The 19,092-nt window shown below is 38.3% G+C and carries 22 protein-coding genes; 17 read left to right on the top strand and 5 right to left on the bottom strand.

What is annotated here, in order from left to right; genetic code table 11:
* Positions 1–40: 40 nt before the first annotated feature.
* From EHQ24_RS09285 to EHQ24_RS09310, 6 genes are read left to right on the top strand one after another with little or no spacing between them, the layout of a single operon-like run.
* On the top strand, positions 41–868 hold the full coding sequence (locus tag EHQ24_RS09285; RefSeq protein WP_135601382.1) for a hypothetical protein: 828 nt from the start codon (positions 41–43) through the stop codon (positions 866–868).
* Positions 869–923: 55 nt separating this feature from the next.
* Positions 924–1,946: a zinc-dependent alcohol dehydrogenase gene (locus tag EHQ24_RS09290; RefSeq protein WP_135601383.1), complete on the top strand. Its 1,023-nt coding sequence runs from the start codon at positions 924–926 to the stop codon at positions 1,944–1,946.
* A gap of 16 nt (positions 1,947–1,962) precedes the next feature.
* A complete protein-coding gene (locus EHQ24_RS09295) occupies positions 1,963–2,799 on the top strand; it encodes a DUF4846 domain-containing protein (protein WP_135601384.1) in 837 nt (278 codons plus the stop codon).
* Positions 2,796–3,935, top strand: coding sequence for a hypothetical protein (locus EHQ24_RS09300; protein WP_135601385.1), 1,140 nt, complete (start codon positions 2,796–2,798; stop codon positions 3,933–3,935). The genes EHQ24_RS09295 and EHQ24_RS09300 overlap by 4 nt, the downstream gene beginning before the upstream one ends.
* Complete coding sequence (locus EHQ24_RS09305; RefSeq protein ID WP_135601386.1) at positions 3,922–4,512, top strand: LOG family protein; 591 nt, start codon at positions 3,922–3,924, stop codon at positions 4,510–4,512. Before EHQ24_RS09300 ends, EHQ24_RS09305 begins: the two co-directional genes overlap by 14 nt.
* 27 nt (positions 4,513–4,539) lie before the next feature.
* On the top strand, positions 4,540–5,334 hold the full coding sequence (locus EHQ24_RS09310; RefSeq protein ID WP_135601387.1) for a hypothetical protein: 795 nt from the start codon (positions 4,540–4,542) through the stop codon (positions 5,332–5,334).
* Positions 5,335–5,416: 82 nt separating this feature from the next.
* On the opposite strand, the gene EHQ24_RS09315 is transcribed toward EHQ24_RS09310, so the two are convergent.
* The 3 genes from EHQ24_RS09315 to EHQ24_RS09325 form a co-directional block, all read right to left on the bottom strand.
* The gene (locus EHQ24_RS09315; RefSeq protein WP_135601388.1) at positions 5,417–6,379 is read right to left on the bottom strand and encodes a hypothetical protein; all 963 of its coding nucleotides are present in this window, start codon (positions 6,377–6,379) and stop codon (positions 5,417–5,419) included.
* Positions 6,379–6,831, bottom strand: a complete 453-nt coding sequence (locus EHQ24_RS09320) for a hypothetical protein (RefSeq protein WP_135601389.1) — start codon at positions 6,829–6,831, stop codon at positions 6,379–6,381. Before EHQ24_RS09320 ends, EHQ24_RS09315 begins: the two co-directional genes overlap by 1 nt.
* 242 nt (positions 6,832–7,073) lie before the next feature.
* Positions 7,074–7,481, bottom strand: coding sequence for a hypothetical protein (locus EHQ24_RS09325; protein ID WP_135601390.1), 408 nt, complete (start codon positions 7,479–7,481; stop codon positions 7,074–7,076).
* Between the two features lie 171 nt (positions 7,482–7,652).
* Between EHQ24_RS09325 and EHQ24_RS09330 the strand changes: the two genes are divergently transcribed.
* From EHQ24_RS09330 to EHQ24_RS09355, 6 genes are all read left to right on the top strand, one after another.
* The gene (locus tag EHQ24_RS09330; protein WP_135601391.1) at positions 7,653–8,273 is read left to right on the top strand and encodes a hypothetical protein; all 621 of its coding nucleotides are present in this window, start codon (positions 7,653–7,655) and stop codon (positions 8,271–8,273) included.
* A 74-nt stretch (positions 8,274–8,347) separates the two neighbouring features.
* Positions 8,348–9,529 carry a rod shape-determining protein MreC gene (gene mreC, locus EHQ24_RS09335; protein ID WP_135601392.1) on the top strand — a complete coding sequence of 394 codons (1,182 nt, stop codon included), beginning with the start codon at positions 8,348–8,350 and terminating at the stop codon, positions 9,527–9,529.
* Complete coding sequence (gene mreD / locus EHQ24_RS09340; RefSeq protein ID WP_135601393.1) at positions 9,526–10,041, top strand: rod shape-determining protein MreD; 516 nt, start codon at positions 9,526–9,528, stop codon at positions 10,039–10,041. Before mreC ends, mreD begins: the two co-directional genes overlap by 4 nt.
* Positions 10,038–11,975, top strand: coding sequence for a penicillin-binding protein 2 (mrdA, locus tag EHQ24_RS09345; RefSeq protein ID WP_135601394.1), 1,938 nt, complete (start codon positions 10,038–10,040; stop codon positions 11,973–11,975). Before mreD ends, mrdA begins: the two co-directional genes overlap by 4 nt.
* Positions 11,975–13,489 carry a rod shape-determining protein RodA gene (rodA, locus tag EHQ24_RS09350; RefSeq protein ID WP_135601395.1) on the top strand — a complete coding sequence of 505 codons (1,515 nt, stop codon included), beginning with the start codon at positions 11,975–11,977 and terminating at the stop codon, positions 13,487–13,489. The genes mrdA and rodA overlap by 1 nt, the downstream gene beginning before the upstream one ends.
* Positions 13,490–13,497: 8 nt before the next feature.
* Complete coding sequence (locus tag EHQ24_RS09355; protein ID WP_135601396.1) at positions 13,498–14,262, top strand: hypothetical protein; 765 nt, start codon at positions 13,498–13,500, stop codon at positions 14,260–14,262.
* Here EHQ24_RS09355 and EHQ24_RS09360 read toward each other — a convergent pair.
* On the bottom strand, positions 14,248–15,180 hold the full coding sequence (locus tag EHQ24_RS09360; RefSeq protein ID WP_135601397.1) for a bifunctional riboflavin kinase/FAD synthetase: 933 nt from the start codon (positions 15,178–15,180) through the stop codon (positions 14,248–14,250). The genes EHQ24_RS09355 and EHQ24_RS09360 overlap by 15 nt on opposite strands.
* 36 nt (positions 15,181–15,216) lie before the next feature.
* On the opposite strand from EHQ24_RS09360, the gene EHQ24_RS09365 reads away from it, so the two are divergent.
* Positions 15,217–15,783, top strand: coding sequence for an LIC10729 family protein (locus EHQ24_RS09365; RefSeq protein ID WP_244310366.1), 567 nt, complete (start codon positions 15,217–15,219; stop codon positions 15,781–15,783).
* Between the two features lie 8 nt (positions 15,784–15,791).
* Here the strand turns inward: EHQ24_RS09365 and EHQ24_RS09370 are convergent, their stop codons facing one another.
* Positions 15,792–16,136, bottom strand: coding sequence for an STAS domain-containing protein (locus EHQ24_RS09370; RefSeq protein ID WP_135601399.1), 345 nt, complete (start codon positions 16,134–16,136; stop codon positions 15,792–15,794).
* Positions 16,137–16,254: 118 nt separating this feature from the next.
* Here EHQ24_RS09370 and EHQ24_RS09375 point away from each other — a divergent pair, with 118 nt between their 5' ends.
* From EHQ24_RS09375 to EHQ24_RS09390, 4 genes are read left to right on the top strand one after another with little or no spacing between them, the layout of a single operon-like run.
* On the top strand, positions 16,255–16,974 hold the full coding sequence (locus tag EHQ24_RS09375) for an LIC_12936 family protein (RefSeq protein WP_135601400.1): 720 nt from the start codon (positions 16,255–16,257) through the stop codon (positions 16,972–16,974).
* A 15-nt stretch (positions 16,975–16,989) separates the two neighbouring features.
* A complete protein-coding gene (locus EHQ24_RS09380) occupies positions 16,990–17,697 on the top strand; it encodes a J domain-containing protein (protein ID WP_135601401.1) in 708 nt (235 codons plus the stop codon).
* 11 nt (positions 17,698–17,708) lie between these two features.
* Complete coding sequence (locus tag EHQ24_RS09385; RefSeq protein WP_135601402.1) at positions 17,709–18,725, top strand: type I phosphomannose isomerase catalytic subunit; 1,017 nt, start codon at positions 17,709–17,711, stop codon at positions 18,723–18,725.
* Positions 18,726–18,780: 55 nt separating this feature from the next.
* A complete protein-coding gene (locus tag EHQ24_RS09390; protein WP_244310367.1) occupies positions 18,781–19,083 on the top strand; it encodes an LIC_10421 family protein in 303 nt (100 codons plus the stop codon).
* The last annotated feature ends 9 nt before the right edge of the window (positions 19,084–19,092 follow it).

Genomic DNA, 19,092 nt, shown 5'->3' on the forward strand with positions numbered 1-19,092 from the left:
ATCGAAAATTCAAAACTTCTAACCATTCAGGCAGGAATTCATGAGACAAAATCAATATTTGGTCATCGGAGGTTCGGGGGAAGCCGGCCAAAGTGCCATCACATCTCTCAAACAGAAGGATCCTTCTGCCTATATCATAACATCAACTACAACAAACGAACCAGTGTCGAATGCAGATCTTACATTTTTTGACAAAAAGGCCGAACCAGGACTCGCAGAGAAAATTTTGGCAGACCTCAAATCTGAAAATATTTCTCCCGAATTTAAAGCACTAGTCTACACACCGGCCCTTGGAGAAGTGGGTTTCCCGATTGCAGAGAGTAGTCCCAAACAAATTGAAGACACTCTGGGGATCTGTTTGTATCCACTTTTGGAATTGGAAAAGTCTTTAAAACCAGAGGTTTCGGTCGCCTACTCAGCGTTCTATTGGCTAAACCATACCTTGTCTTTTTACGGTTCAATGGGAGTTGCCAAATACAAAGCTGACCTTTGGGCATTGGAAAATCCGAAAAATAGAAAGATTGTTAGAGCGGGAACTTTTTTTTCCAAAAGTGTTAGGGGAATCTCAATTGTCCTCCAACGAACCATGAAAAAAACAAACAATCCAGACCTCCTAACATTAAAAAGTCGATTTGAAGCTTCAGACCAAAAGTTTATGGATTTTTTTCTATCCTATGCTTGGGAACATGAAAAAGAAGCCTTTCAATCTAAGTTCAATACTCCTTATCGCCCGACAGAACGAAAAGATTTGGGCCGGGGTTTACTACTAGCTTTGGATTCGGAAAAACCAATTACCACCGTACTCGGAGATTGGTCCTGGGAAGAATCAGAACTTCCAAACGTCCCCGATTGGTTTCAACAATTCTAGTTGTTTTATTTTTTGAACATAGACAAAATAGACCAATCGGTATACGGAGGGTAGTATGCGTCGACTGATGTTTCGAAAAAAAGGAATTTTAGAATGGGAGGAAGTAAACCCACTCACAATCACCGAAGAAAACCAAGTGATTGTGGAACCCATTGCCATTGCGCGTTGTGATTTGGATTTACCCATCCTTCGTGGAGAAACTTTATTTCGCGCACCCTTCCCCGTCGGACACGAGTTTGTTGGTAAAATCAAATCACTCTCTGAAGATTTAAAGGATTTGTATTCCATTGGAATGACAGTGGTAAGTCCTTTCCAAATTTCCTGCGGATTTTGTCCCTCTTGTATGACACAACATTCGAATTCCTGCGAATCAGTTCCCTATACTTCCGGGTTTGGAATGCCTCCGGGTGCCCATTCATTTGGTGGAGCCATCGCCGATGAAATCAAAATTCCATTCGCAAAACATATGTTACTTACAGTTGATACAAAAATTAATCCTGTTGGAATTGCGAGCCTAAGTGATAACATTGCTGAAGTTTGGAAATTGGCAGGAAGATTTTTAAATCGAAAAAAAGATCCCAAGGTACTCGTTGTGGGTGGACACGCCGGAAGTATTGGACTTTATACGGCTTTATTTCTCCACCAAACAAAAAAAGCCGATGTGATGTATGTTGATACAGATCCAAATCGAATTCAATTGGCAGAATCTTTGGGAATCCCTGTGGAACATTTTGCTAGTTTCCCCAAACCAACCAATAAATATGATTTAGTTTGTGATGCTTCTGCTCAAAAAGAGGGATGGGATTTTGCAGTTCGTTCTCTCGGACGAAACGCCATCTTTAGTTCTGCTTCTATCTTTTGGACCAACAAGTGGGAAATCCCATATTTAGAAATGTACAACCAAGGAGTCGAAATCCATTTGGGCCGAGTGGAATCCAAAGATTCAATGGAAGCACTTTACCCTTACATTCTATCAGGAGTTTTTACCCCAGAAAAAATTGTTACCAAACAAGTTTCATTCAATGATGCCAAAGAGGCATGGCTCGAAGAATCAATCAAGTTAGTGATAACAAAATGAAAGAAATCCCATTCCTATGAAACCAAACTCCCTTGTTTTAATTGAAAACCGAAAACAAAATTTCAAAATTTATATTTATATAGTTTTGTTCTTACTCATTTTTTCCTTCCAAAACCTATATGCTGATTCTATTAAAGAACGTTTCCCACCACCTAATAATTTCAGTCGAGTGAATTTCCCAAAAGATAGTTTTGCCAGTTACCTTCAACACTTCCCTTTAAAACTGAAAGGAAGCCCAGTTTATCTTTACAATGGAAGGACAAAATCGAACCAAGTCCATGCCGCTGTCTTAGACTTCCCTCTCTTAAAAGATGATCTCATCCAATGTGCCGATGCTGTGATGAAACTAAGGGCAGAGTATTTTTATTCCTTAAATGAATATGACAAAATCCAATTTAGGATTAGTAACGGAATGGAAGTTGGATTTTCTCGTTTTGCCAAGGGAGACCGAGTCAAAGTTTCTGGTAATAAAACTAGCTGGAAAACAGGCAAATTCAAAAAGGGAACAGGCCGCGATGTATTCGAAGAATACTTAAGATTTATTTATAGTTATGCAGGAACCATTTCCTTAAAATCGGAACTGAAGAAAAAACAAGTAACCGATTTAAAACCAGGTGATGTTTGGATAGAAGCCGGTTCTCCTGGACATGTGGTTTTGATTGTGGATCAAGTAACAGGAAAAGATGGACAAACTTTATTTCTTCTGGCACAAAGTTATATGCCTTCGCAGGAAATGCACATTCTAAATTCAGATAGTAAATATTCCCCTTGGTTTGAAGTTCCCAAAAACCAAACCTTCCCAACTCCAGAATGGGAATTTCCAACAAAAGAAATTTATGGATTTGTAAAATGAAATATTGGATACTATTATTTATCGTATTTTGCGCTAGTCTTTCGGCAGAAACCTACGAAGAAGAAGTCAACCGTTCTATTGAATCCATTCGAACCATTAAAAATTCTGAAGATAAAAAGGAAATTGAAGAATTCAATTCTTTAATGGATGCTAACTGGAAAAAATTTTCCGAAAAAAAATCCGTATCCATTCCCATCATCCAAACAAAGTTAAAAGAAGAACTAATCTCAAAATCACCGAGCCAAATGTTGCTCTTAGATTTAAGTTGGTATTTAGCAGTTTCCAATCCCAACAAAGAACAAATCGATCTCATAGCAAAAACATTTGAAACTATTGATTTTCGAAATCCAACCATAGTTCAAAATACACAACAGTATTTCCGTTTAGCCTTATTCCTCAGCGAAAAACAAATTCCTGGTTTTTTAACCTTAATTGATCAAAGATTTTTACAAAACGAAAGTAGATCTTTTTTTATTCCACAACATATCACTATGGTCGATGCCCATGCACAAAGAACTCATCTTTATGGTATTTACGGAAATCAAAGTGTTCCCCATTTAATCAATCTGCTAAAAACAGAAAAGGATACGAAACTAAGGCAATCGATCACAAGTATCCTTAGAAGGATTTGTACACCCGACTGTGCCAATGACATTTATGAAATGTTAGAAAAGGAACAAGACCATACCACATTTGTAAATGGAACTTATATTTTATTAGATAATTCTGGTCCCATCGGAAGGGAATTGTATTTAAAACTAAAACCTAAATCCCTCTCCAAAGAAACTGATGATTACTTTTTTAGCGAAAAAATGTATGTCAAAAATCAAAGTTACAATTTTTTTATTGAGAAAATGAAAAAGAAATATGGAGAAAGTTCCAACAACTTTTCTGATTCAAAGCTGCTAGCCGAAATAGATAAGATGATTCAAAACCAAGGGGCAACTCAAACCATTCATCCATTAGATTTTTTTTCTAATTCCGTTGAAAAACAAATCCTTATCGATAAACTCATCGAAGCACGAAGAAAATGTTTTTTACGAATCAATCGTCATGGAATGGAAGACATTGATATCAATAATTTCATTCTAAACACAATTTATTACAAAGACCAAATTACCAATGACACAATTTAAAAACATCGCCGTATATTGTGGGTCTTCACCTGGACAAGATCCTTATTATATGAACGCAGCATTTGAGTTAGGTGAATATTTAGGAACACACCAAATTGGATTGGTATATGGGGGTGCCAGTGTTGGTCTAATGGGAGCTGTTGCCAACGGATGTTTATCCAAAAATGGATCGGTCACAGGTGTACTTCCCAAATTTCTAAAACGAAAAGAAATAGAACATAACAAACTCAACCAACTCATCCTTGTAGACAGTATGCACGAAAGAAAACTCAAAATGTTTGATTTGTCAGATGCATTTGTTGTATTACCAGGTGGGTTCGGGACCATGGAGGAATTCTTTGAAGTTGTCACCTGGTCTCAGTTAGGCCTACACCACAAACCAATCATCATTCTCAATTGGCTGGGATTTTACAACCCCCTCCTAACACTCATACAAAATATGGTAAGTTCCGGATTTCTAAAAAAAGAAAATGCAAACCTCGTACAAGTTCTAGAAACTTCAAAAAATCTCCTTTCCGCCTTACAAAACTATTCACCGTCTAAGACGGAGAAATGGTTGTCCGAAGACACCGTCTAAGATTCTATAACCAATAGGCAACTCAATATGCGAAATCTGTTATATGTGATGATTCGTTTCATTTTGGTCGGATTTATTTTTACAAGTTGGTATGTTGCAGCCAATCCAAAAAATGATGGGTATGACCCAAGACAAGGGTATCAAGAAACTCGCCTCACACCTCTTCGCCAACTGACTCCCGAGGCAAATAGAATCCTGAATGCCCCGCCAGAAATCCAACACCAAGTAACCACTTTCGAAAGTCGAGTGACGGATCGCACAGCATACCCATACATTCAAACTACTTTAAATTTTGTAAAAGGACATCTTTCCTTTAAGGCTTTTTTATCCGATGGTCAAGAAATTTCCTATTCCACTCGAGGAGAACATATCTGGTATTCCCAGTGTTATGGAGATCTTTGTATCTTGGTAACAAATAAAAATTTGCTCGGTGTTAGTAACTCAAGTTCTGAGTGGGAAAAAGGACATCATTTTGGAGAGGAACGTTACCGCGTTGCTATGGGACACAAAGCAGCTCTCGTTATGAGCGAAAGAAAATTGTATTTGTTTAATAGTTATACAAATCATTGGGAAACCATTAGTCTAGAACAAGAAATCATTCGTTCCTTTGCCAATCTCTATGACAAAGTAGCCATCACAACCACACGCAGAATGATTGTGATCGACTTACCATCAGAAACCCAATTCGAAGAAAACTTATTACTTCGAGGAATTTATCAATTTGAAATGCGTGACGCCTTTATCAATTTTTATTCAGGTGATAAACTTTGGATGTTTCGCCACCAAACACAAAGTTTTGAAGAAGTGGATTTGATGGATTGAGGAAGGGGCGCCTCAGATTTGTATGGTGTCACAACCTTCACCGAGTACATGACCGCGCTTTCCGCATTCTAAAAATAAACGGTTAATCACGAATGAATATCTTCTTAACTTGCTGAGGTAAAAAAATTAGAAAATTTGGATTAGAACAGCCATCTTTATTTTTATATTGTAACGCAATTTTATAGTAGTAAGTGCCAGAGTTATTGATTTGCCCAGCGGCTTTTTTTTCTGTTCCGTTAGAATTAATTTCCACTGCTATAGGAGAAAATGCTTCGTTATTTGCAATTTGCACTACGTAATTTTGAAAATTTCCGGTGGCATAATTTTTTAATTCATATAGTTCTTCTGTAACCCCACAGCCGTTGTCCCGATCATAGAATGATGGCTCCGTAATTCCATAATAGTTTTTATAAGACCAATGAAAGTTTATTGTTTGTGATTTTGGGAATGTTTCACCATCTTCGGGAGTCAGAATTACGATTTTATCATTTGTATCTGCAAGTATCGTAAAAAGAAATAATCTACTCATATCGTTATCTGTGTTGTCAGTAGATGATGTATTGATCATAGCAAAACTAACTAAGATAGGTGTTAAATATTTTAATACTTTAAATTGTTTTTCCGAGTGACGTTTTTGGAAATGATAAAAAACAAAACCCAAAGGAAAGTAAACTAACAAACAATATATATCCGTTCGATCAGCAATTCCTTTCGAAGGTATAAAAAACAATAAGTATTTAGTTAATAAATCGTTGGTTTCTTGATTTAAATTCAAAAAAACAAACGTAACACCAACCAGAACCATTGTAATAAATAAAATTTTTGATTCTTTTATTTTATAACCTTTATAATTACAAACAAGGACGATGAAAGCTGTTAGTAGAATGGGAGTATAAAATAATCCGATAATATCACTTATTTTGCCAGTTAAATCATTATGAAATATAGATTTGAAATACAAATCATTCAATATCCATACAGCGACAAAAACAAACGAATACCATTTTGAAAGAATTTGTATAGAAAATTGATCTTTGTTTTCCATTATAATCTTCCTTTCATTATTTCATTAATTTCCCAATTATCGATTGGTCGAAACGTACAGGATTGGTAACGAGTAAAAACAAGTGTTTTTACATACTCCCCATCACCCGCATTAGATTCGATCCCATTACTAGGGCAAGGCATGAGTATGATTGATTTTAAACAATGGTCTAATGCGTTAGAATCATAAATGATGGAATGTGAGTTGGAACCACCGCCAATTTGAAACAAAGGCTGAGGTTCGATTTCTTCATTCCCTAATTCTGAAATAGCAGCGGCTCGGGCCGCGTTATATCCGCAACTAAGAGTTTTAAGGAATATTGTTTTTGCTATTTTTTTTTCTGCTTCTTCTTTGCTGATTGTGTTCGGCCCATCTATATAATATGAATCATTGCCAAAAAATGAACAATTGGAAATAAATAAACAAATGAGTAAAAATGATTTCGGATACATTAAATTAATTCAAAAACAGAACTACCTGGCCTAACAAATTCGGCTTGGCAAAATTTCCGAAAACCTGAGCTACAAAGAGGTGTTAGGATTAGAAAATTTGACTGGCAATTGTTATGCGATGGGCAGTTTTTCAAATTTTTAGATTATTATTTTATTTTGATAGAATTTTTTGCAAAGATTCTACTATTTTTTAAAAAGCGAAATCCCTTCTTTAAACCTTGGTTAACCGAGAAAAAAAATCTTCAGTTACATTTTGGATACAAAAATTCCTTAATCGATTGGTATATGAACAGATGTTTTGCTGTCATAAATACAAAAAACCCAAAGGGAATTTGTGTGATCAATCCGAACAAAATTGGATTGTTTTTGGTGATAAAACCATAAACCAGATTAATGGAAATATCAAAAATCATTATGATGACAGCTAGAAAAATTGCATATTGAAATCTCAGAAAAAAAAATAGAATGACAAGTGGATCAAAAACAACTAACAAAGTCCAAAAAATATTGAATGAAAGAGGAGCAAAGGAATAACCCAAAAAACCCATGGTTGCAATGTCCATAATGTGCGATATTGTTCCAATGGAAAATCCAATCAAATATACTATGACGATGGCAAGGTGATACTTGCTTATTTTAGGGGATTTCATTGTTAGCTGCCAATTTCAGTCATACTAATAAAGACTGCATGAGTTTGATTCCTTCTTTTACTGATTTAATTTCCGAAAAGTGTAACAAAGATTTTTCATCTAACTCTAAGTTACTTTATTATACTCCTACATAGAAAGCACAAAAACTGAAATCCTATCGTCTAATCTCCAATGTTTCCAGAAAAACCAGTTTGGATTTGGAAGGGTGATCCCCAATTTGCCCTGTTACAACTTGTCCTTCTCGTTTTATTTTTTTATCTTTCCTTTCGGATGAGTGCCTACCTCACACATCGAATCGAACTAATCCGAATGCATAGCAAACGTCTCGACAGATTGGCATTCCGGGCCGGCTGCAACAGAGAGGAACGAAACCTCCTCCAATCCTTCTACTCTCAACTGGACAGACGCCACCGCGTGTTACTCGCACACAACCACGCAAAAGAATACCTCCGCCAACATTTGCTGAGTTATACATCTTCTCTGGATGCAAAAGACTTTCCTGCCTTCCTTTCCTTAGTCTCGAAATTCTTGGGGACGGCAAATGATCCAAGGCCGCTGTTTAGCCTGCGAGAATTTGCCATCGTGCAACTGGGGACAAAAACTTATTTTGCACAAGTGGTTGATCCTAGTCTCGGAGAAGTCCGACTCAAATTAGGACTCCACGGGGCTGCCCTACCAAGGGCGACAAACGTTCAGGTCACCGTTTTTCGAAACCCAAAAGGGCTCCAAACCATTCGGGGAGACGCCAGGTGGGAGGTTCCGGCCTCCCTCTATTTCCATCGAAACCCTTAGCGAATTGAAAAATTGACCAAATTCGATTCGCGCTTGAAAGATTCTTTCCAATAAAATTAATGTGACATAAGTCCATGAAGTGGAATCGCATCAATCAAAATGACGAATTGTTTTCCCTACTCTTCGTATTCCTGTTTTCCTTTACTTCCCTAATTTGGAACGGCAACTTCATGGTAAGAGGGATTGCCAGCTTTCAGGGTGTAGGCGACTTTTTTTCCGGGTCCTTCGATTCCTTTGGGTCCCTTATCAAAAGTAGTTATAACAAACTCGAATCCTTCGAGCGAGTCAGAGAAGAGCGCGATTCTTGTTTGAACGTGATGGAAGAATACCGTCAGCTTTCCAAAGATGTGGAAAGGTTGAAGGCAGAAAATGCAATCCTCAGGCAAGAGTTGAACTTTCCTCTACATATAGATTATCCTTCTGTCAGAGCAGAAGTATTAAGTGTTCGTTTGAATGCTATTTATAGAACCATCATCATCAACAAAGGTTCCGAAGAAGGGATCAAACCTTATATGCCGGTTGTGGCGAGATCTCTAGACGAAAAAGGTAAATTTACCGAAGCACTTGTTGGTAAAATCATCGCTGTTTCCAAAGGATCTGCCGTCATCCAACCCATCATCAATTCCAACTTCTCCATGGGAGTGTCTATTCCTGGAACCAACCTCTGGGCTTCTCTGAATGGAAACAGTGGTCGCGGAACCGATGTTTTGTTAGATTATATTGATGCAGGGATTGTGATTGATCCAAAAGCCATTGGTAATTTTCCTATGGGGCCCAATCCCCCACCAACGACTGCCAACACAATGTTTACCGAAGGATTTAGTAAAATTGGAAAGGCTGTGTTTAGTTCTGGTGGATCAGGAGTTTTCCCATCGGGTATTCCTGTAGGAACCATCATAGAAGAAGGCCCAAGAAATGGATCCTTTAAAACCGCCATCTTACGTCCGTTTGTTGAGTTTGATAAACTTTTACACGTAATTGTTTTAAAGAAACAACCGGAAAAATGGCGAGAAGAATGGCCGGCCGAAAAAACAATTCAAATTGATGGCCCTTATTTTGGTGAAATCGATTTTCCTAAAGAAAAAGATTATAATAAAAAAGGAAAAGAACAAGAGAAAAGACAAGGTAACTTTCCTTCTACTTTCGGAACTCCTCAATACACAAAACCATCTGTGAATACAAATGTACCTGATTCTACACCAACTGCCCCATCTAGTCCTTCCACGCAAGAAGGCCCTAAGGAGGTGACACCATGATTTTAGATAAACTGTTTATCATCATCGGATTATTACTCTCCCATTTTTTGAATGGATCCAACGTATTTGAATTAGGAAATGCAATCCGACCTGACTTTATGTTGATCTTCGTTGTCTTTTTTGCTCTAAGAAAAGGACCGTTATATGGACTATGGCTTGGATTTTTTGGCGGACTTCTCACCGATACTGCGCTAGGTGGTGAAATTGGCGGAGACAATATTGTTTATTATAAAATAGGACTTCATTCCTTTTCTTACGCAATCATTGGCTACATTGTTGGAAAAGTAATGCGAAGTTCATATACAGAGAACTATATCTCCATTACGATCTACATCCTTGGATTTACATTGGTATCTAGGATCATCACCTATTTGTTATTTTTGATGTTCTTTCATTCCAACCAAAGTTATTCCTTTTTGTATGTGTCTTTGTACAATGCATTCATTGGGCCTGCGTTATTCTTTTTATTCTCTTGGGCATTCCGATTGGATGCAGATGAGGTAAGGCAATGAGCCAGTCGGCATCTGAGTTTCGTTTAGAAACAAGTTTTCGTAAACGATTGTATTTTTTTACGGGGATGGTGGTATTCACTCTCACTGCGTACATCCTACAACTGTTCAATTTACAAATTGTTCAAGGAAGTGAGAACTCATTAAAGGCCGAACGTTTTGTCCGTAGAAGTGAGTCCATTCCAGCAGACCGTGGGAATATTTTTGATCGAAACTTTCTCACTCCGGAAACAAGCCAACCATTGGTCTCTAACTCCGCGTCACTCGATGTCATTCTGAATACAAGTTTACTTAAGAATGATCCAAGAAAGGTAAAAGACTTTATTTATAAATTCTGCGAAGCCCTTTCTATCCCCATCGTTTATTACGAAAAAGAACTCCAAGACTCGCGAATGATTAAAAAAATTCGCTCCCGAGAACCCTTCGTACTTTTAGAGGGAATTTCACGCGAACAACAAGAAAGAATCCTTGTTTTGGATAATATCAATCGGTATGTGTATTTAGTTTCTTCACCAGCACGGGTTTACCACATGGGACCTGCTCTTTCGCATGTGACTGGTTATGTGGGAAAACCAACCACCAGTGATCTACAAGAAAAAGAAATCAAAACCTACCAACTTATCGGTAAAGGTGGGATTGAATCTCTTTATGACACAACCCTTCGTGGCCAAGATGGATTTCGAATTCAAAAAAGAAACACAGAAGGGAATATCGAGGAAGAACGTGTCATCGAACATTCTGTCCCCGGAAATAACTTAATTTTAACCATTGATCGTGATATGCAGATTGCCGCCTATCGTGCGCTAAAAGGTGTTCGAGGAACGGTTCTTGCGATCAAAGCAACAACGGGTGAAGTTTTGGCAATGGCTTCCAACCCTTCTTACGATCCCAATATCCTTTCTGGAAAAAATAAATTAGATCGTTCCAACCACTTCACTCGAGTTACCAATAACGGTGGATTTTTAAATTTAGCAATCCAGTCTAGGTTCCCACCGGCTTCTACTTTTAAAACCCTAGTGGGTCTTGCGGCCATGGAAAGTGAACATAAAATCAATTTTGATCCCAAACAAACTTTTTCTTGTCCGGCAAATTTCACTCTAAAGTCAACCTTCAAAGGTGTTCCAGACCAAGTGTTTTATAACTGGGACAAAAAAAACCATGGGGAACTCAACCTTGCCCAAGCCTTAGAAAAATCTAACTCTGTATACTTTTATCAATTGGGATACAAATTAGGTGCAGAACCAATTCTCGCCTACTCACGGTTATTTGGTTTAGATAAAAAAACAGGAATCGATCTTCCTGGAGAAGCAACTGGGTTTATTCCAAGTTCTGATTGGAAAAAAAGAACTTATGGGAACAAATGGTTTGATGGAGATACAGTCAACCTCTCCATTGGACAGGGATTTATTTCTGTCACTCCTATTGAGATGGCTTTGTTTTATATGGCTGTTGTCAACAATGGAAAAATTTACAAACCATATGTGGTTTCTGAAATTAGAAGTCCACTTGATAACTCTCTCATCCAAAAAACAGAACCAACAATTCTACGAGACATACCTCTAAAAAGATCTACTGTGGAAGCGCTCAAAGAAGGATTGTATTTAGTGGGATATTCCGGAACGGCTTCTGGGGTTCTCAACTCACCCACATTACCAGAAATTGCAGGGAAAACGGGAACTGCACAAACGAGAAGGAGAGGAGCATCTTCTTCCAACCATGCTTGGTTTATTGGATATGCACCTGTCAATGCACCTCCCGAAAAACAGATATTAGTTGCTGCATTCGTAGAATATGGTGTTGGTGGTGCGGCCTCTGCGGCTCCTGCGGCCCGTGAAGTATTTAAAGCGGCTTTTCCACCAGGATCTTTCCCAAGAACAGATAGATCACGTGCCAAAACCATGGAAGAAGAAGCACCCGTTGAACAAGAGGCATTTTAATGGCTGATCGTAATACAGAAAAACTCGATTTTTTTCTCATCATCTCTGTTGTCCTCGTGGCAATGGCAGGAGTTCTGACCTTATACACCCAGGAAGCTAATACAGCCGATGGACTTGGGCGATGGTACAAACAGTTCACCTTTGTTTTTGTAGGACTGATTTCTATGTGGTTTATGTCGAGGATCAACTACCAGTTGATAGGTTCTTATGCCCTCTTCATTTATATCTTCTCTATTGTTTTACTTGTCCTTACCTTAATTCCAGGAATTGGATACCTTCCTTCCGGTCGTGGGGCAAGGTCTTGGTTAAAACTTGGACCCATCACCCTCCAAGCTTCTGAATTTTCAAAACTAGCCACAGTGATTCTACTTGGTCAGTATTTGGTTTTGAAAGAAAAGGAAATGCACAAAATTACAGTGCTCATCATACCATTTATTATCTGTTTGGTGCCAATGTTATTTATCATTTTGCAACCAGACTTTGGAACAGCAGTATCCTTTTTACCCATGTTATTCACCATGTTGTATTTAGGTGGTGCGGATATTTTACACGTTGGATCTTTACTCACCTTCGGTGGAATTTCACTTATGGTTCCCATGTATCTTGCTTACTCACAACTGACACTCATCCAACCACTCATCGATTTACTTCGCAAAGATAACAAGGTAGAGTTAGTATCGATAGTGAACCAACTCCAAGGTAAAATTTGGTTAATTTTGGATGGGAAAAAAGTATCTGGACTCACCTTACCTGGAATCGAAAACCCAAAAAACCTCCAAATGATTCGCGAAGCCGCAGAAATAGTCAAAGATGAATATGCGAGCGTTGGATATAAAATTCTATCCAATGAAGCCTTTATGTTTGGTCTTGGTGGAACACTGGCTCTGATTAGTCTTGTGATGATTTTTATCCGCATTGCTCGTGGTTCCAAACACTTAAGAAACTACTACATCACGATTGGAATTTTGGGACTTTCTATTCTGTCTGCCATTGCAGTTCACAAATCCATCCCTTTCCGAGAAAACCAAGTCATTCGTCTCACTGCTTTTTTAAATCCTGACCAATTCAAACAAGGTGCAGGTTACCAACTCCGAGCCTCCAAACCAGCTGTTGGATCGGGAAAGGTTTTTGGAAAAGGACTCTTTCACGGCGAGATGACGGAAGGACGTGTTCCACATGTTCCCGAATCGGGAACAGACTTTATTTTTGCATCCTGGGCGGAACAAACAGGATTTTTTGGAAGTGTACTTCTTTTGTTTTTTTTGATGTCGATCCCACTTCGAGGCCTACAAATCAGTTTTGAAAGTAAGGATAGATTTGGATCCCTTCTTGCCGCAGGGATTGTAGCCATGATTTTTTTCCACATTGCCATCAACGTAGGGATTGTGATTGGACTACTCCCAGTAACAGGTGTTCCACTTACATTTATGAGTTATGGTGGATCTCATTTGGTGATGGCTATGACTGCCGTGGGAATTATCCTTTCCATTAAAAAACGTAAGTTTGCAAACTAAACACCACCATGAAACCAACCAAAAAAGTATTGGGGGCAGAAGAGTTCTTTCAGATCAAAATTAAATTAGAAAATGAATTGATCCGTCTGGAAGAACTCGAAAGAGAATCAAAAGACCACCTTACAAACATTTTGGGTTATTCAGAAAAATTAATCCAACTTTCCGAGTCCAACGAATCTCCCTATTTTTTACAAAGAAGCAGGCGCCTCAGTACAGAACTTCATAAGTTCCAAATCAGAAACGAATACAAACAGAAAGAGTTTGATTCAATTTTCCATATTTTAGATAAAATCAAATCAGAAGACAAAATTGAATTTTTAGATTCTGCCTTAAAAAACAGAATCACTCGGATTGCAAACCGCATCTCTGACAAAAAACAAACACCGATAGTTCCCAAAAACTTAACCGGTAAACTAGTATTTATTTGTTATGTGTTAGAAGGAGTAAACTTTCTAATTCCAAAAAAAAGTTATCGAATCCTACGAGATATTCCCGCCTTTAAAAAACAATTACGGATAAAAGATAAATCAGTTCCCCTATTCCCTGGGCCCGGTTTTGTTTTGATGGAAGAAGGTGAAAAAAAACAAAAAAATGTAATTCTAATGAAGGATAGTTCTAAAAAAGAATTTGGATTTTATTTTGATGAATTGAAAGAAGATTGGGCAGTCTCCAAATCCTCTCTAGACGGATTGTTAGAAAAAGACTCTACCAACGGTCAAATCATTGGAAAAATCAAACGAAAAGGAAAATTATACCACTTAGTGAAAATCTAAAATATCAATAGCAGTAGTTTTATCTTTTGTTAGTTGGTCTTTTAATTCTTCCAAACCACTAAATTTTTTCTCATCTCTGATTTTATGAACAATTTCTAATTCGACTTCTTTCCCATACAAATCACCGTCAAAATCAAAAATATTTACTTCTACATGAAGTCCCAATCCATCAAAGGTAGGATTGTGGCCAATGTTCACCATTCCCTTATGGTCTTTCCCATCAAACTTCGCAAAACAAGCGTAAACGCCAATGGCTGGCAAAAGTTTATCTTCCGGAACTTTGATATTTGCCGTGGGAAATCCAATGGTTCTTCCTCGTTTGGCACCTTCGAAAACAATCCCAGTGATATGATAATTTCTACCGAGAAGGATTTTGGCATCTTCCATTTCACCTTTTTCCAAAAACCCTCGAATGAGAGAGGATGATATTTTGCTTTCTTTTTTTAAGACAGCTTCTTTTAATTCGACCGCATAACCATACTTAGTTCTGTTAGAATCAAGTAACGTAAAGTCACCACGGCGCTGGGCTCCAAAAAAATGATTATAACCAATGACAATGTGTTTGGCGTTCAAAGTTTGGATCATAATTTTTTCTAAAAAGTCTTCTGCTGACATTTTAGAAAGTTCCAAAGTAAAATCCAAAACTAGTAAATAATCAATCCCGAACCCACGGATGAGTTCTTCTTTTTCCTTTTCCGACGATAAATATTTAAAATTGGGTTTTTTGCCGAGGACAACGGAAGGGTTCGGAAAGTATGTTACGACTACCGAAGGTAAACCCAGTTCCTTTGCCTTTTCTACAGTACGAAGGAGTAAAGTCTGATGGCCCACATGGATTCCATCAAAGTTTCCGAGAGTCAAAGATGAGCCATTTTGAAACTCGTTTTGGATCAATTCTAATGAGCGAATAATTTTCAAAGGGGGACTTGTCTCGTAATCCGATACTTCTAGTAGGTGCTACCATTGAAACTACGAATCCTTCTCCTTACGGCAATCTTTTTATCAAACTTAGTTTCCGTGTTCGCATCTGACTCCCTCATTCCCAAACAGGAGTTTGGATTGGAAGAAGGTCTCCTACCGGAGGACATTGCCACCTACCCTGAATTAAAAACCTGGGCCATTTACCAATCCTATGAATTGGAACCAGATGCACCCCCACTTGGACTTCAAGATTACATATGCCGGATGGTTCCAGAAACGGGGCTTCGTTTCCTTTTGGAAAAATCCATTATTTCGAAATCCACTGTCTATCTCTATTTGGACATAACTCGTTACAGACCACTCAAAGGTTCCAAATTCAAACCGAGGAAGTTAAACATTCTGGTGAATGGAAGGCCCAAACTTTCTATCTATGCAGACAAAAACCAAAGTTTTCCGAATCCTGTAGAAATTCCTCTAGAACCTTCCGAATATCCAGACGGAAAGATCTATGTAGACCTGGTTCCTAGTAACAACTCACTGGGAAGGTTTTGGGGGGTTTGGGATGCATTTATCTTGGAGAATCGACTGACGAGAGAGTGAAAAGAAAACTAAACTGCGTATTTTTCGCGGTATTCGTCTTCGCCAATGGTTTGGAAGTAACTGGTAAGGCCTGCCACTTTAAAAACTTTCTCAATCGCCGGTTTCATATTGGCAATGGAAAACTTTCCCTTGAGTTCCTGGACATAATTCAACTGTTTGATGAGCATTCCAATTCCAGAGGAATCAATATAATTGAGTTTCTCTAAATTGATGATGACATGAAGATTTTCGGTCGGTTGTGTGGGAACATTGGTTTCCAGGAAGTTTTTAAAATCCAGGGAAGTGTAAATGTCCAAACTTCCAGAAATGCTGATCACATAGGCGTCTGCATTTTTTTTTAGATTTATTTCCATGGTAGACCTTCCGCAAGGATCGGGTTTTTGCGTTTTTTATCAACCTTATTTTTAACAAATTAATGATTTCATTTCAAAAGTCGAAAATATATATAGAGTCTACTATCTGGGAGTTCGTATGCGCATCTCGTTTGTCCTAATTTTATCCTTTCTACTCACCGTTGGCCTAATGGCTGCGGATGAAAAAAATGAACCTGTCAGCCAAGCAGATTCTCAAAAGTTAAATCCGGATGGAAGTATTGCCCTCATCCCTTATAACGCAAAACAACAGCAGAAGATCGAAAGGATCGGCAAAGAAGTCGATGATTACCATGCTGTTATCAATGAGAAGGTGAAATTCCTTAGTTTTGAAAAGAAAATCAAAGACAGTCGTTACGGCCAAGTCACCAATGCAAGGGAAATCCACCTTCCATTTGAACCTAGTTATGTATTACACAGTCGTTTTGTAATGAAGTTAAAAGGTGGTGGCGGAGCAGAAGGCGGTGGATTTTCATTAGATGAAATTTCCTTTTGGTCTAGAAAATCACTCACAGAAAAAGGCAAAGACCCTATCACCACTTACCGTGAATTAAAAAACAATGCAAGTGGTGGAGTGAAAGGACTTGTTCTTTCTGTTCGCACAGTGACCAATGCGGATGACAATACACTGAGCTTCGAGTTGGAAAAAATCCAAAGCCCATGGGAAAGATTACGCCTAGCAACCGCTTACCGAGACAGACTCCGTGAAGTTGTAAGAACCATTGACCGATACATCCAAGCAAAAGGTGGTTTGGAAACCAGAATGGTTTCTGAATCCATTATGGAAGTTTCCGTCAGCGGGGATTTCCAAGAACCATAATTTGGCGCGGGTGGCATGAGTTTTTCCATACCACCGCAACATTCCAACCTTTACGAAGTCCTAGAGATTCCTTTTGGTGCCACGACGGAAGAGATTAAATCCTCTTTCCGTCATTTGGTAAAACAATTCCATCCTGATAATCCATTCACTGGTTCTTATTCTAAATTCCAAAACCTTTACTTTGCCTACCAAACCTTAACCGGCGAGGGGCGTAAGTTGTACGATGATGAATTTAAAAAAAACTATGCCCGTGAATTTTTAAAACGCAAACTCGAAGAACATCCAGTTGTATTACCAGTTTCTCGCATTCGGTTCACAACAGGAATTTTAGAACTCGCCAAACGTGGACTCATGCGGAAAGGATTTCGGAACAAAGATAGACGCAAAGTCACTGGCATTGATTATGATTTGATTATAGATTTAAAGGAATCAGAAATCATTCGACCTGTGATCGCAGTGATTCCCTTAACAGTCAGAATTGTTTGTAGAGATTGTATGGGTGGTGACCCACATTGTTCCGCTTGTAGTGGACGCGGTAGTTATAAAGGATACAAAAATCTAAAAGTAGAATTCCCTAGGTCGGCCCTCGTCCATGGTAAGGTTTTTGAATTTGACCTTTCTAAATTTCGACCTGATTCTTTTACCCATTTTAAGAAAAAGTACCTGCGGGTGAAACTCTTGGTTCACAAAAATATCCCTTTACGGGTTAAGAGTGCCGTCTAAAAAGGAAATCGATGGAAAAGATTCCCAAAGTTTTATTTCTAAATCCACTCTATAAGGAAAAAATTTGGGGAGGCCGAAAGTTCGAAACTAAACTTGGCCGAAACATTCCAGAAGGACAAATTGGCGAATCTTGGGAAGTTTCCGTTTATGGATCAGACATTTCTCCCATCATAAATCCTGAGTTTCAAAATACTCCATTAACAGACATTATACGAAAAGCACCAAATGAAGTTTTAGGAAAACCATTTGCCAATTCAGGTCTCCCTTTACTTGTCAAAGTGATTGATGCCAAAGAAAAACTTTCTGTCCAAGTACATCCGGACGATGATTACGCACTCAAGTATGACCCCAAATCCAATGGCAAAAAAGAATGTTGGTATGTTTTGTCTGCAGATCCAGGAGCAGAACTCGTTGTTGGATTTGATACAAACACAACCCGTGAAGAATACGAATCTCTTGTAAAACAAAATCTAGGAGAAACTGTTCTACGAAAATGGAAGGTCAAACCAGGGGATGTTTTTTTATTAAATCCAGGAACCATCCATGCCATCGGAGGAGGAGTTCTCCTTTTAGAAGTCCAACAATCTTCTGACTCAACATACAGAGTTTACGACTATGGAAGATTAGGTGACGATGGAAACCCAAGAGAACTCCATTTAGAAAAAGCCCTGGCAGTATTGAATTTTCAATCCTCAAATGGTTCGGAAAAACAAACAAAACAACTCATCACTTACCATCCATTCCCAAGATACCTTTTTACCTCAAATGACAAATTTAGATTAGAGTCTTGGGAATTTAACCAGGCGCAAAATTTCAATTTTTCACAGTTATGCGACCCTGTAACGTTTGGAATTTTTTATACAATTTCTGGATCGGTTTATTTTCCTGAATTACAAAAGTTGGTGGGAGCAAACCAAACCTTTATGGTGACAGCTTCAGGATTTTCTGAAACCATATCTGCCTTCGCTGAGACAGGTACCAAACTAGCCTTTATGTCTGCTGGTTTGAATCACGTAAAATATCAATAAACTCACCTATTGACAATTCAATAGAATTGGTATAATAGTCTCGAGAGAGGTTACTATGAAAAAATTTATTTCCCTATTACTCGTGTTAGCATCTACATCTGTATTTGCTTTGTCTGAATTGGAGAACCTGATGATTAAAGAGGCAAATTCTCCAGAAAGTAAACAGGCAGCACGTTCTTACTTAAATTCCATCGCGAAAGAGAAGGAAGCAAATGCAGTAAGACACGAAAAAATGGCAGGAAACAACGGCGGGAAAGCAATCAGCCAAGCAAAGTTTAAAGAACATTGCCTGACCCTTGCAAAAGAATTTCGAGCGGAAGCGGAAGAATACAAAAAAGCCGCAGCTGATTTAAAATAAAATTTGATT

It is taken from the genome of Leptospira noumeaensis, from assembly GCF_004770765.1.
Classification (GTDB): domain Bacteria; phylum Spirochaetota; class Leptospiria; order Leptospirales; family Leptospiraceae; genus Leptospira_A; species Leptospira_A noumeaensis.